This is a genomic window from Arcobacter siniprincipis (SeqCode), from assembly GCF_048571125.1.
GTDB lineage: Bacteria > Campylobacterota > Campylobacteria > Campylobacterales > Arcobacteraceae > Arcobacter > Arcobacter siniprincipis.
In genome coordinates this window covers 2,256,437-2,270,171 of record NZ_CP182343.1, presented here as the reverse complement: position 1 = coordinate 2,270,171, position 13,735 = coordinate 2,256,437, and the positions used below count along the sequence as shown (strand labels likewise).

Annotated in this window: 15 protein-coding genes and 2 tRNA genes; 10 read left to right on the top strand and 7 right to left on the bottom strand. The window is 29.6% G+C overall.

Going from position 1 to position 13,735, the window contains the following annotated elements:
• Positions 1-88 precede the first annotated feature (88 nt).
• The 9 genes from gyrA (at position 89) to ACNI3D_RS11450 (ending at position 8,041) form a co-directional block, all read left to right on the top strand.
• A complete protein-coding gene (gene gyrA / locus ACNI3D_RS11490) occupies positions 89-2,662 on the top strand; it encodes a DNA gyrase subunit A (RefSeq protein ID WP_129100667.1) in 2,574 nt (857 codons plus the stop codon).
• A 2-nt stretch (positions 2,663-2,664) separates the two neighbouring features.
• Positions 2,665-3,702: an aspartate-semialdehyde dehydrogenase gene (locus ACNI3D_RS11485; RefSeq protein ID WP_419767106.1), complete on the top strand. Its 1,038-nt coding sequence runs from the start codon at positions 2,665-2,667 to the stop codon at positions 3,700-3,702.
• On the top strand, positions 3,702-4,214 hold the full coding sequence (locus ACNI3D_RS11480) for a YqhA family protein (RefSeq protein ID WP_190271951.1): 513 nt from the start codon (positions 3,702-3,704) through the stop codon (positions 4,212-4,214). Before ACNI3D_RS11485 ends, ACNI3D_RS11480 begins: the two co-directional genes overlap by 1 nt.
• Positions 4,215-4,236: 22 nt before the next feature.
• Positions 4,237-5,268, top strand: a complete 1,032-nt coding sequence (gene hemE / locus ACNI3D_RS11475) for a uroporphyrinogen decarboxylase (RefSeq protein ID WP_419767105.1) — start codon at positions 4,237-4,239, stop codon at positions 5,266-5,268.
• Positions 5,268-6,176, top strand: a complete 909-nt coding sequence (locus ACNI3D_RS11470; RefSeq protein ID WP_419767104.1) for a radical SAM protein — start codon at positions 5,268-5,270, stop codon at positions 6,174-6,176. The genes hemE and ACNI3D_RS11470 overlap by 1 nt, the downstream gene beginning before the upstream one ends.
• Before the next feature lie 72 nt (positions 6,177-6,248).
• Positions 6,249-6,323, top strand: a tRNA-Asn gene (locus ACNI3D_RS11465).
• A 33-nt stretch (positions 6,324-6,356) separates the two neighbouring features.
• Positions 6,357-6,431, top strand: a tRNA-Asn gene (locus ACNI3D_RS11460).
• Between the two features lie 406 nt (positions 6,432-6,837).
• Positions 6,838-7,263, top strand: a complete 426-nt coding sequence (locus tag ACNI3D_RS11455) for a hypothetical protein (protein ID WP_419767103.1) — start codon at positions 6,838-6,840, stop codon at positions 7,261-7,263.
• Positions 7,250-8,041 (top strand): hypothetical protein, encoded by a 792-nt coding sequence (locus ACNI3D_RS11450; protein ID WP_419767102.1) that lies wholly within the window; start codon positions 7,250-7,252, stop codon positions 8,039-8,041. Before ACNI3D_RS11455 ends, ACNI3D_RS11450 begins: the two co-directional genes overlap by 14 nt.
• A 374-nt stretch (positions 8,042-8,415) precedes the next feature.
• On the opposite strand, the gene ACNI3D_RS11445 is transcribed toward ACNI3D_RS11450, so the two are convergent.
• The 6 genes from ACNI3D_RS11445 to ACNI3D_RS11420 all read right to left on the bottom strand — a co-directional run bounded on the left by ACNI3D_RS11445 (position 8,416) and on the right by ACNI3D_RS11420 (position 12,737).
• Positions 8,416-8,682, bottom strand: a complete 267-nt coding sequence (locus tag ACNI3D_RS11445) for a type II toxin-antitoxin system RelE/ParE family toxin (protein WP_419767101.1) — start codon at positions 8,680-8,682, stop codon at positions 8,416-8,418.
• Positions 8,682-8,930 (bottom strand): type II toxin-antitoxin system RelB/DinJ family antitoxin, encoded by a 249-nt coding sequence (locus ACNI3D_RS11440; RefSeq protein ID WP_419767100.1) that lies wholly within the window; start codon positions 8,928-8,930, stop codon positions 8,682-8,684. Before ACNI3D_RS11440 ends, ACNI3D_RS11445 begins: the two co-directional genes overlap by 1 nt.
• A gap of 75 nt (positions 8,931-9,005) precedes the next feature.
• Positions 9,006-9,494, bottom strand: a complete 489-nt coding sequence (locus ACNI3D_RS11435) for a hypothetical protein (protein WP_419767099.1) — start codon at positions 9,492-9,494, stop codon at positions 9,006-9,008.
• Positions 9,495-9,603: 109 nt separating this feature from the next.
• Positions 9,604-10,470 carry a DMT family transporter gene (locus ACNI3D_RS11430; RefSeq protein ID WP_419767098.1) on the bottom strand — a complete coding sequence of 289 codons (867 nt, stop codon included), beginning with the start codon at positions 10,468-10,470 and terminating at the stop codon, positions 9,604-9,606.
• A gap of 40 nt (positions 10,471-10,510) precedes the next feature.
• Positions 10,511-10,909, bottom strand: coding sequence for a rhodanese-like domain-containing protein (locus tag ACNI3D_RS11425; protein WP_419767097.1), 399 nt, complete (start codon positions 10,907-10,909; stop codon positions 10,511-10,513).
• Between the two features lie 124 nt (positions 10,910-11,033).
• Positions 11,034-12,737, bottom strand: coding sequence for a protein adenylyltransferase SelO (locus ACNI3D_RS11420; RefSeq protein ID WP_419767096.1), 1,704 nt, complete (start codon positions 12,735-12,737; stop codon positions 11,034-11,036).
• A gap of 183 nt (positions 12,738-12,920) precedes the next feature.
• On the opposite strand from ACNI3D_RS11420, the gene ACNI3D_RS11415 reads away from it, so the two are divergent.
• Positions 12,921-13,382 carry a hypothetical protein gene (locus ACNI3D_RS11415; RefSeq protein WP_419767095.1) on the top strand — a complete coding sequence of 154 codons (462 nt, stop codon included), beginning with the start codon at positions 12,921-12,923 and terminating at the stop codon, positions 13,380-13,382.
• On the opposite strand, the gene ACNI3D_RS11410 is transcribed toward ACNI3D_RS11415, so the two are convergent.
• The gene (locus ACNI3D_RS11410; RefSeq protein ID WP_419767094.1) at positions 13,379-13,708 is read right to left on the bottom strand and encodes a hypothetical protein; all 330 of its coding nucleotides are present in this window, start codon (positions 13,706-13,708) and stop codon (positions 13,379-13,381) included. The genes ACNI3D_RS11415 and ACNI3D_RS11410 overlap by 4 nt on opposite strands.
• Positions 13,709-13,735: the final 27 nt, after the last annotated feature.

Below are 13,735 nucleotides of genomic sequence, written 5' to 3'. Positions count from 1 at the left end.
GAAAGTTTTAAGCTTTCCCCTTTTTTTATTCACAAATACTAAGTAAAATTTGGATAAAATATCTAAATTTTATAACAAGGCAATATCAATGGAAAACCTTTTTGAAAATCAAGATATTATAGATATTAATATCGAAGATTCCGTAAAGTCTTCATACTTAGACTACTCGATGAGTGTAATTATTGGTCGAGCTTTACCAGATGCTAAAGATGGATTGAAGCCAGTACACAGAAGAATACTATTTGCAATGCATGATTTAAATATGAGTGCACGAGCTCCTTATAAAAAATCTGCGAGAATCGTGGGGGATGTTATTGGTAAGTACCATCCACATGGTGATACTTCAGTTTATGATGCACTTGTAAGAATGGCACAAAGCTTCTCTATGAGAGAACCACTTATTGATGGACAAGGAAACTTCGGTTCAGTAGATGGTGATAGTGCAGCAGCGATGAGATATACAGAATCAAGATTTACTAAAATCTCAGAAGATATTTTAAAAGATATAGATAAAGATACTGTTAACTTTACAATGAACTATGATGATACATTAAAAGAGCCATCAGTTTTACCTACAAGAGTTCCTACATTACTTATGAATGGTTCTGAGGGTATTGCGGTTGGTATGGCTACAAAGATTCCTCCTCATAATTTAAATGAGTTACTCGATGCCACTTTCCATATTCTTGATAATCCAGAAGCAACAGCTGATGAATTAATGGAATTTATTCAAGGACCAGATTTCCCAACAGGTGGAACTATCTTTGGAAGAAGAGGTATTATTGATGCATATAATACAGGTCGTGGAAGAGTTAGAATCAGAGCTAAACACCATATTGAAACAAGAGGTAAAAAAGAGATTATTGTACTTGATGAATTGCCTTATCAAGTAAATAAAGCAAGACTTATTGAACTTATTGCAAATCTTACTAAAGATAAACAAATAGAGGGTATCTCAGAAGTTAGAGATGAATCAGATAGAGATGGTATTAGAGTTGTAATTGAACTTAAAAAAGATGCCATGAGTGAAATAGTTATGAATAACTTATATAAGTCAACTCCTATGGAGACAACTTTTGGAATTATTCTTTTAGCTGTATATAATAAAGAGCCAAAAGTATTTACTTTACCTGAGTTATTAAATGTTTTTATTTCACATAGAAAAACTGTAATTATTAGAAGAACAATATTTGATTTAGAAAAAGCAAAAGCAAGAGCTCATATTTTAGAAGGTCTAAAAATTGCCCTTGATAATATTGATGAAGTTGTAAAAATCATCAGAGCAAGTGCAAATGATGCCGATGCAAAAGAGAAATTAGAATTGAGATTTGGATTAAGTGCAATCCAATCACAAGCTATTTTAGATATGAGATTAGGAAGATTGACAGGTCTTCAAAGAGATAAATTAGAGGCTGAGTATCAAGAACTTATGACTTTAATTGCAGAGCTTGAATCAATTCTAAAATCAGAAGAAAAATTAGTTGAAATAATCAAAGAAGAATTAACGGAAATTAGAGAGAAATATTCATCTAAAAGATTAACTGATATTGAAGATTCTTATGATGAGATTGATATTGAAGATTTAATTCCAAATGAGCCAATGGTAGTTACTATTACTCACAATGGTTATGTAAAAAGAGTACCAATCAAATCTTATGAAAAACAAAGAAGAGGTGGTAAAGGTAAAGTTGCTGTTACCACTCATGATGATGACTTTATAGAAAGATTCTTTGTAACTAATACCCATGATACCTTGATGTTTGTTACAAATATGGGGCAATTGTACTGGTTGAAAGTTTATAGAATCCCAGAAGGAAGTAGAACAGCTAAAGGTAAAGCAGTTGTAAATCTTATCAACTTAAGACCTGATGAGAAGATTATGGAGATTATTCCAACAAGTGACTTTGATGAGTCTAAATCTTTAGCCTTCTTTACAAGAAATGGTGTTGTAAAAAGAACATCACTATCAGAATTTAGTAACATAAGAAGTAATGGGGTAAGAGCAATCGTTCTTGATGATGCTGATGAGATTGTAACAGCTAAGATTACAACTCCTAGTACTCAATTCTTGATGATTTTCACAAGTTTAGGTCAATGTATCAGATTTGATGTTGAAAAAACAAGAGAACAAGGTAGAAGTACAAGAGGGGTAAGAGGTATCAAGTTTAAACATGATAGTGACTTTGTAGTTGATGCAAATGTTGTTGATAATATTGAGCAAGAGTTATTAACTGTGTCTCAAAAAGGTATCGGAAAACGAACAACGGTAGAAGAATATAGAGAGACAAATAGAGCAGGTTCTGGTGTTATTTCTATGAAACTAAGCGCTAAAACAGGTACTGTTGTAGGTGCTGTATTAGTTGATGAAGCACAAGACTTGATGATTTTAACTTCTATTGGTAAAATGATTAGAGTGGATATGCAAACAATAAGAAAAGCTGGAAGAAATACTTCTGGTGTAATTATTGTAAATGTAGATGCAAAAGATAAAGTTGTATCTATTGCAAAATGTCCAAAAGAAGATGATGATGAATTAGATATCGAAAATGCTGATACTATGGATGGTATCAATTTAGATGAGTTTAATCTAAAAGATAAACCTGAAGAAGAGAATAACGATACTAATAATAAAAATGAAGATAATATATTAGGAGAAGATTAAAAATGAGAAGATTTAATGTAGCAGTAGTTGGTGCTACTGGTGCAGTTGGTGAAGAACTGTTTAGAGTTATGGAAGCATATGACTTCCCTGTTAATAAAATCGTTCCCTTAGCAAGTGCAAGAAGTTTAGGTAGTACTATTGAGTATAAAAATAAAGAAATAAAAGTTTTAGAGTTAACTGAAACTTGTTTTGAAGAAAATGAAGTAGATATTGCATTTTTTAGTGCAGGTGGTTCTATTTCTGAAAAATTTGCAAAATATGCAGTTGAAGCTGGTGCTGTAGTTATTGATAATACAAGTCACTTTAGAATGGATGAAAATGTACCTTTAGTTGTACCAGAAGTAAATCCACAAGATATAGCTTTATGGAAAGAGACTGGAATTATTGCAAATCCAAATTGTTCTACTATTCAAATGGTATTGTCTTTAAAACCACTTGATGAACTTTATGGAATAAAAAGAGTTGATGTATCTACTTATCAAGCTGTTTCAGGAGCTGGTAAAAAAGGTATGGAAGAACTTATAAAACAAATGCAAGATATGTTAAGTTTCAAATTAGATGATACAAAAATTGAAGCTTTTGCACATAGAATTGTAAATAATGTTATTCCTCAAATAGATGTAGCACAGCCTAATGGTTTCACTAAAGAAGAGATGAAAATGGTAAAAGAGACTCAGAAAATCATGCACAAAAGTATGCAAATAGCTGCTACTTGTGTAAGAGTTCCTGTTTTAAGAAGTCACTCAGAATCTATCACTGTTACATTTGAAGATGGTGTAGATGTAGATGTAAATGCAGTAAGAGAAGCTTTAGCAAAATTTGAAAATGTAGAAGTAATAGATGATCTTGAAAATAATGCCTATCCAATGCCAATTGTTTCAACAGATACTGATACTACATTTGTAGGAAGAATTAGAAAAGATATCTATTCTTCTAATGTTGTTCATTATTTTAATGTAGCTGACCAAGTAAGAGTAGGGGCTGCGACAAACTCTGTTAGAATAGCTCTTAAATGGATAGAAATGGAAAACGAAATTTAATGATAGAAAAGCTTTTTGAAGCTTGCATGTGGAAGACAAGATTTCTTGTCCTCTCTGCAGTTATCTTTGGACTAATCGGTGCATTAGTTCTTTTTGTAATCGCTAGCATGGATATATATGCTATGGCAGAGTATGCTTTTAAAACTATAATTACCCACGCTCATCCTCAAGATTTTCATGAAGATATTGTTGGTGGTATTATAGGAGCAGTTGATTTATATCTTATTGCTGTTGTTATGTTAATATTTTCATTTGGTGTATATGAACTTTTTATCTCTCCAATTGATCATTCAGAAGATGCAAAAGAAGATTCAAAGATTCTATCAATCACAACATTAGATCAACTAAAAGATAAAATAGCAAAAGTTATTGTTATGGTTTTAGTTGTTAATTTCTTCCAAAGAGTTTTACATACTCAATACAATGGCGCATTAGAAATGTTATATTTCGCCCTTGCTGTTACTGCACTAGCAGTTGGACTTTTCTTTCTAGGAAAAGTTGGAAAACACTAAGAATACTAAAGGAAAATTATAGATGTCAAAAATATTTGTAGACGCATGTTTTAGAAAACCAACTCCTTATACTCCTGTATGGATGATGAGACAAGCAGGTAGATATCTACCTGAGTATATGAAAGTAAGAGCACAAGCTGGAAACTTTTTAAATCTATGCCACAATCCAAAACTAGCAGCTGAAGTTACTATCCAACCACTTGATATAGTTGGTGTTGATGCAGCTATTTTATTTAGTGATATTTTAGTTATTCCAAATGAAATGGGTATGCACTTAGAGTTTATCAAAGGTGAAGGTCCAATCTTCAAAGACCCAATTAAAACAGAGGCTGAGGTTGATGCTTTACTTGGTGGAAGTGAAGCTGCTGATAAATTAACTTATGTATATGAAACTATCAAGTTATTAAAACAACAACTACCAGAAGATAAAGCTCTTATTGGATTTACAGGTGCTCCTTGGACATTAGCAACTTATATGATAGAAGGACAAGGAACTAAGACGTATAATATCTGTAAAAAGATGATGTACTCAAACTCAGAACTTCTACATAAGATTTTGAAAAAAGTAACTGAAGTAGTAAAACTATATATGGAAAACCAAATCAAAGCAGGGGCAGATGTTGTTCAAATCTTTGATTCATGGGCAGCGGCAATTGAGCCAGCAAAATACGATGAATTTTCTTGGAAATATATGGTAGAGATAGCTGATTATTTAAAAGAAAAATATCCACATATTCCTATTATCATGTTCCCAAAAGGTGTTCCTGCATTTTTAGATAAAGTATATGGAAACTTTGATGTATTTGGTGTAGATTGGGGAACGCCAATGGCACTAGCTAAAGAAAAATTAGGTGATAAGTATGTTTTACAAGGTAATATGGAACCTTGTAGATTATATTCAAAAGAAGCAACTACAAAATGTGTAGAAGCGATTCAAGATATTATGCAAGGTGATGGACATATTTTTAACTTGGGTCATGGTATTTTGCCAGATGTTCCAGTTGAAAATGCTATTCACTTTGTAAAAGAGTGCCAAAGAGTTAGTAAAAAATAGTGTCTAATATAATCTTTGGTCCTATTCCCTCAAGAAGATTTGGTATCTCTTTGGGAGTAGATTTATCCCCTGATACAAAACAGTGTAATTTTGACTGCTTATACTGCGAATTAAAGCCTGCAAAAACAGTTGATAAGATGGATTCATACCCAAGTGTAGATGAAGTCTTAGAGGCTATTAAAGACTCTTATGAGAAGCATCCAAAAATTGATGTTATAACAATCACTGCAAATGGAGAGCCAACACTCTATCCTAAACTTGATGAACTAATTACAAAAATAGATGAAATCAAAAATGATACTAAGACATTGATATTATCAAATGGTGGTACTATATATGATAAAAAGATTTTTGATGCTTTATTGAAATTTGATACAGTGAAATTATCACTTGATTGTGTAAGTCAAAAGTGTTTTAAAAAACTAGATAGAATTCACAATAATATCGATATAGAAAAAATAATCGAATCAATGATAGAGTTTAGAAAAAAGACAAACAAAAGCTTTGTATTAGAGATACTTTTTGTAAAAAATCTAAATGACAAAGACGAAGAGATAGAACTGTTATATGAAGCTGTTAAAAAGATAAATCCTCATAGAGTTGATATTGGTACTATTGATAGACCACCAGCTTATGAAGTCAAACCAGTAAGCTTTGAGACACTAGAAAGTATAGCAAAAAGATTTGAAAATATAAACGTAAATATCGCATATAAAAATAGACCAAAACAGATAAACTCATATAGTAGCGAAGAGATATTATCTATGTTAGAGAGACGACCTTTGACCTTAGAAGATATCAATAATATGTTTGATGAAAATAGTAAAAAAGAGTTAGAAAAGCTAATAGAAATGTCAAAAATTTCACTAGTAGATAGCGCAGGCTTAAATTTCTATAAAATTTGCTAATTTTACCCAAAATTCCTTGACAATAAAAACAAATTTTACTATACTTCCACTCCATTTAAAGAGAAGAAAGATTCCGGCATAGCTCAGCGGTAGAGTAGATGACTGTTAATCATTTGGTCCCTGGTTCGAACCCAGGTGCCGGAGCCATCAAACTTCTTTTTAAATACCTTTTATACAAGTTCCGGCATAGCTCAGCGGTAGAGTAGATGACTGTTAATCATTTGGTCCCTGGTTCGAACCCAGGTGCCGGAGCCACTTTTTATTTTCGTCCGAAAATAAATCAAATCACTAAACATACTTTTTAAAGATTTCTACTTCAAATCAAAAAAACATCATAGTCATTAACAGACGTTAACTCCCATAATATTTTTTCAATTTTCATTGAACTATTCAAAAATTATATTCATTGATTTGATTTTATATGTGATTATGAAGTATAGTTATTGTTATCAGACTTAACTTCTTGTTTTCATTTAAACTACTTAAAAAATACATTAAGTAGTGAAAACATTTTTAGAAATTTTAGTCTCATTAAATTTAATTTTTATAACTATTTTAAAAGTTATATAATTAATAATAAATAACTAAAGTATATTTTTAATTAAATATAATAATATATTGATATAATAGTTATAAATAAATAATAATATAAGGATATAGTTTGAGTAAGATTTTACAAGGTATTTTCATATTTTTTACACTTATTTTTATGTCAGGTTGTGGTATGACAATATCTAATGAATTATTATATTCAGAAAATAGTAGTTTGAAGTATAATAAATTAGTTGATGATATAGAAATAAATTTAAAAAAATGTTTTTCTATAAAAGCATCTAGCTATCAATCAGGACTGTATATAGTAAGAGAAGATTATCAAAGACCAAAATACTCAAGATTAACGATATATATAGATAATCAAATGGATGGTATCCCTAAATATTTGGGGATGTTTACTATTTTTAATGATGAAAAAGTAAAAGTTCAAATTAATCAAATAAAACTACCTGTTACTCTTGGGGTTTTAAATATTGGAAAATTAGACAAGTGGTATATTGAGGGTATGGAGTGCAAAAATGATAAAAAATAAATTTAAAAGTATTTTATTAGTAGGTATACTTCTTATAATTACAGGTTGCGTAAAACAAGAATCACTACCTCCTCAACCATCGAGTTCAGCAAATAAAGAGTTTGATAAAAATTTTAAGATAGGGATTATATCTAATGTAGGAAATATATTTGAATATTTTTACAACAATAATCCACTGTTACCTTATAGTGGTGATCATAAATTTATTGCAATAAATAATTGGGATGTTGATCAATTAATAGAAGGTGAATATAAAAGTCAACTAGAAAAAAGAGGTTATAAAAATATTGAGATGATTTATCCTACAGAAAAACTTATTTCAATAAAAAATCAAGGAAAAAATTTATATTTTATTGAACATTTTAATGAATTATTAAACATAGTAACAAAGAATAACTTAGATGTATTATTTTATATAGAAAATTTTCCAACAGTAAATGGAAAAAATATGAAATTTGGAGAGAATAAAAATATATTTGTTACAAAGAATCTTTCTATCTATGCAAATAAATCTTTGATAAACCAGAAAATTGACGAATATGGACTTTTTTTATTTCATGCAGAAATATTAAAATTTGGTCCAAAAGTTGAAAATGGGAAAAAAGTGATACACTATTGGAATTCCCCTAGAGCATATACTAAAAAATTGATGTTAAATCAAAATATTTCATATAATAATTCATATAGTATGGAAAAGCTTGACGAATTAAAACCTTTTTTTGAAGATATAATACAAAATGCAATAGGTAAATATTTTGAAGAAGAACAGATTAATTAAAAAGTATAAAAAAAGATTTACTGACAGTTTACTTACTTAGTCTATCCGCTTTAGCGGACAAATAATCTTTCCTTACACCTTCAACATCTGCAGAAGCCGAATGTTTGTTTTTCTCTTTTCTAAACAAGATTGGCAACTGTCTGAGTGTTTAAAAGTTACATGCTGGAGTGAAACGACTAAATTCCAGAATGGATAAAATGGAAGTTTTAATAAACGAGTTTTCTCAAAGAGCGTGCAAGCACAAGCCAAGCAGAAAAGGTAAAAATAATAAGTGAGGGAACCTTTGGCTTCGAAGCCGTTGAGTTTTCTTTGCTTACTTTCTTTACATTAAAGAAAGTATGGAGCGAAAAGCTTTAATCTTTTCAAGAGAAAGCTTATTTAAAAAGCTGACTATGTGTTCCTATTCTTGCTAAGGTTATTTTATCTTCGCTTCTATGATAGATTACTAACATATCTCCACCTAAGTGGAATTCTCTGAAATCTTTCCATTCCCCATTTAGTGGATGGCCAATTGCTTCTGTTGGTAGTTCTTTTTCTTCTAATAGTAGATTAAAGTATTTAATCATCTTTTCAAATTGAGAGTTTGATAAGTTGGCTTTTTTTAAGTCATTGATAAATTTTTTATGACGAAAAAGAGTCATTATTTTTTTAACTCATTTAAGTCTAATTCTTCAATATTTTTATTCTCTAAAATATCTTTCATTACAGATTTTGTTTCTTTATTTGGTATTTTAATTTCAAAAGGGATACCATTATTTAATGTTACTTGTGTAAGAAACATATTTACAGCATCTCCCATGCTAATACCTAGTTGTGCAAAAACCTTTTTTGCTTCTTCTTTTGTATGCTTATCTAATTTTATACTAGTTGTTTCTCTAATTGCTACCATAATTCACTCCTTATAATACTATAGTATTATAGTATAAGTTTTTTACTTATGTCAAGTTTTAATTGCAATTAACTTTTATATAATCACATACTTACAATTGTAAGTATCATCTTTTAGTATGTTCCTTGCAGACTTATCTAATGCATCCTCATAGTGTATTACATATCTAAATTTCACATTTTTTTCTTCTAGATTATTTGTTTTGACATATTCTATTGCATTTTTATGAAAGGTTTTTATATCTTCTGATGTGATTGATTTTGATTTGGAGTTGTTATTGCATTTTATTAGGTATGTTTGTTCATCTTTAGTGCAAATTATATCTATACCTTGTTCTTCAATCTCTGGGGCTTGATTGTGTATTGTGTTAAAGCCTAGTTTTTCGTATTTTTCTATTGTACGGAACTCTAAGCTTTGGCCTTTCTTTTCATACTCTTCATTTATATTTATTTTGTATTTTTTGCCTTTATTACCCATGAATTTTTTAAAAACAAAAATAAAAATCACTATAGGTATTAAGTGCCACACTTGAGATAAGGAACTAATTATCATTTCACTAGACATTATATTTTCTCATTTTATTCCTTATTATCAAAGTTTTGCAACAGTATATCTAATTATTTTAAATACTAATGAGAAAATAAATGAAGAGAAAATATGCTTAAAATGAGTTTTATTTTCTTTTTTTAATTATACTTGGCAGTGCATTTATAAATATGGCAAATATCACTAAGGCACCACCTATAATTGTCATTTTGGGTGGAATTTCATTAAGAAAAAGCCATAACCAGATTGGTGCCATTGTTGTTTCTATGGTAGTGAAAAGACTTACTTCTGCAGATGTTATATATTTTGTTGAGATAAAAATAAAATACATGGCTAATGGAATTTGAATAAAACCCATAATGCTTAACCAAAATAGTGATTCTAAAGAGATATCTAAAAGCTTATCACTAAAAGCAAACATAACAGCAGCAACAAGAAAACCACTAAGAGAGATGACGAGCATTGTAGGAAAATGTCCATACTTTCTAAATAAAGTAAGCTCCATACCCATAGTTATAGCTAAAGCTACACCAAGCAGGTCTCCTATATAGTTTCCTGTAAATGTAAAGGAGTTTCCAAAGACAATAAATACACCTACAAAAGAGACTACTATTGCAATAACTGTTTGCTTTTTGATTTTCTCTTTTAGTAATAGATAACTAAATATGGCTGCAAAGAAAGAGGAAGTCGCTAAAAGTACGACGGTATTTGCAGCAGCTGTATATTTTACAGAAAAGACAAAAAGACAAGTTCCCAAAGCAGAGAGTATGACCAAAAAAGAAAAATTCATAAACTCTATTTTATTGACAGGAATCCAGGACTTACTACTACTCCGTCTCCAAAGAATTAGCATACTTATTCCCATAAAAAGACCTCTATAAAAGGAAATAACAGATGCATCCACATTAGCAAGTCTTACTAAAAGCGCATCAAAACTTATGATAAATACTCCTAATGCAGCAAGAATCATCCCTTGGACTTTTATATCTTTCAAAAAGCAAATCTCCTCAAATTATATGTAATTTATTAGTATTTTAATTTTTTTCTATTTTTCTATTTTCTTTTATCCATGATTTAATACCATGCTCTAAATGAAAGACATTTTTATATCCCATTTGTTTAGATAAAAATTCACCAACTAAACTTGTTCTATTTCCAGACCTACATATTAGAACAAAAGGTTGATTTTTATCTTTTACATATTTTGAAAATTCATTAAGCCAACTTTGAACATCATACTTTCCCTTTTCATCAAAGAACATGATTTTCTTACTTGTTGGCACAATTCCTAGCTCTTCCCATTCTGGAGGAGTTCTGATATCAATAAGTATAATATTTTTATCAATTTTATTTTGAAGCATTTTAGGAGTAATTCCTTTAAAATCTCCAAATGCAAAAATAGCTAAAAATACTAATGCTAGAAATATTCTCATAGTCTATAACCTTTATCTTAATTAATTACCAAATAATAGCTTTAAATAGTTTAATCTATATTTTCTATATTCATAAGTTCTATGTCTGCATTGTACATTTATAAATCAGAAAGTTAATATTTATCTATGAAGAGCAACTAACATGAGATATCCCAGCTATTCCAAAGAAGTCTAGAGGTTTTTTTGTATAATATTTTTCTTCTATTTCACTAGTTTGTTCAGTGTATGGATTTGTCATTATCTCTTGTAACTCTTGGATTAGGTCATAGTTCCCTTTTTCTGCCTCTTGATATGCTTCTAATAAATACCACTCTCTTAAAGTATATTTTGGATTAGTTAGTTTCATTTGATTTGAAACTTTTTCTTTAGACTCTTTTGAACTTATATCTAGATGTGATTTCCATTTTTCTAACCACGTATTCCATTTTGAGTTAATATCTCCATTTTCAAAATCAGCACTATAAAAACTTTTTCTAAGTGCTTTGACATTCTCAGGTATATTTGAAAGTTCCCTAAAAAATATAGTGTAATCAACTTTAGTCTCTAACATAAGATCAATAAGTTCAGAAAATAACTCCAAGTCAAATTTACTTATTCCTAGCTTTTTAGCCCACATGTTATCAATTTCTTCTTGCATAGCTAAAGGAAAACTGTTTTCAATCTTTTCAAGCTCTTTCAGAGTATCAGGGTATGAATTAAGTAGCGGTTTTAAAGCACTACAAAATGATTGAAAATTTTTATAGGCGGCTTGGGGTTGATTGAAAAATGAAAAATGCAATCCTCCACCTGTCCAAGATTGATATTTAGGGTCAAACATATCAATGAAGCCAAATGGTCCGTAATCTAGTGTAAAGCCTCCTGCTGCACAGTTATCACTGTTGAAGTTACCTTGACAATATCCCACTCGTATCCAGTTAGCCACTAAAGAAGTAAGGCGATTTTTAAACTCAGATGCTAATAAAATGATTTTTTCTTTTAACTTTAAATTTTCGTTGATTACCTCACTATACTCTCTATCAATCAAATGTAAAACTAGCATTTCTAACTCTTCTAAAGCTTTTGGGTGTTCATTTTTTCTAGCACGTCTTCCAAAAAGTTCAAGTTGTCCCACACGGATAAATGAAGGTGCTACTCTAGTTGTTATTGCAACATCTTCTTCAATCATAACTTCAGGGTCTTTTGAGTAAGAATTTCCCCTAAACCAAGGTCTTGATACCTGTTCTTTCTTAGAGGTAAATAGAGTCAAAGACCTTGATGTATGAATACCTAAAGAGTGCATATGCTCTTGAGCTAAAAACTCACGAACACTTGATCTTAAAACTGCCCGACCATCAGCACCTCTACAATAAGGTGTTCTTCCACCACCTTTTAATTGAAATTCCCATCTTTTGCCATTTATAACAGCTTCAAGAACTGAAATAGCTCTACCATCACCATAGCCATTTCCTGTTTGAAAAGGGCACTGTGCATAATACTCACTCCCATATATAGATAGGGCATATCCAGTTGCCCATCCTAGATTTTTCATAGGTCTAGGAACATCTGAAATATCACCAGAAAACATTTTGATAAATTCTTTTGATTTTATTAGATTTTGTGTAAAGCCTAATTCTTTAAAAAAGTTAGTACTGTGAGAAATATATATAGGCTCTTTTAAAGCAGTAGGCTCTACTGGCACATAGTGTCCACTAAAAACCTCTCTTGGTGTTTTATTATCTGTATTGGATTTTGCATCAGGGTCACAATTAAGATTCTCTACAAAAGAGTAATCACTTACTTTTGCAAGTTCATCAAATGTATCTATTTTTTTTATAGAATTTTCTTTCATATTTATATTCGTCCATTAATTTTTATTTATTAATACTTTTAACATAACTACTTGAAATACATAACAACAATAAGATTTAGAAATTTTTATTAAGTCAAAAATAAATTTTAGATTTTGTAGTTACTTATTCTAATATAAGTTTTAATTAATTATTATGACGAACTTATTATATAGGAAGAATAAATGCAAGATAATAAATTAAAAAATTTTATAAATGAAAACTTATCTTTGATATATGAATTTATCAATAGTGAAGTATTAAAAGGAATAGGACAAATTCATCCAGATTATTTTGCAAAAGTTGTAAATGATATGTTTGTTAAGGAATTTGAGATAAAAATAAGTGAAGAGAACCTAAATCCAAATCTATTTCCTTATTTTATATTTACTTTGGTAGAAGGAAAAGGGAAGCTTGATTATACTTCTTTGAGATTAGAAACAATAAAATTTGATGAGATAGATAAAGAAGCAAAAGTCTATTACAACTACGCGCGATTTTCTCTAAATAATGACTTTTTATACATAGATTTAATGCAAAGTAAAATAGGCGGTATGCCAATTGATAAAGATATAGTTAAATTTACAAAAAAAATACCTATAAAAAGTTCTGCCCTAGAAGAGTTTATTAGTAAAAATAAAGATTAATCTATAGTTTCTATATTCACAAGTTCAATATCTGCACAATCTTTTTTTGTAAGTTTTCTTGTCTTTGCATCTTCTTCAGCAAGTGATATTAAATCTGCAAAATCATCTTTGTTTACTTCAAATTGATATAACTCTTTTTGTGTTTCTATCTTGATCTTTGTATCACTCTCTTTTGTAATAATATCAACATTTCTAATTCCTTTTGCAAATTCACTTTTTATCATCTTTGATATCTTTTCATTTGAAAATAGTTTTTCTAAGGTGAGTTCTAAGTTGAAGTCATTTTTGCAAAGTATTTTATAAGTTACTATCATTTTGCCATCCATTTTTTTGTCCTTTTGTCTCTTTTCTTA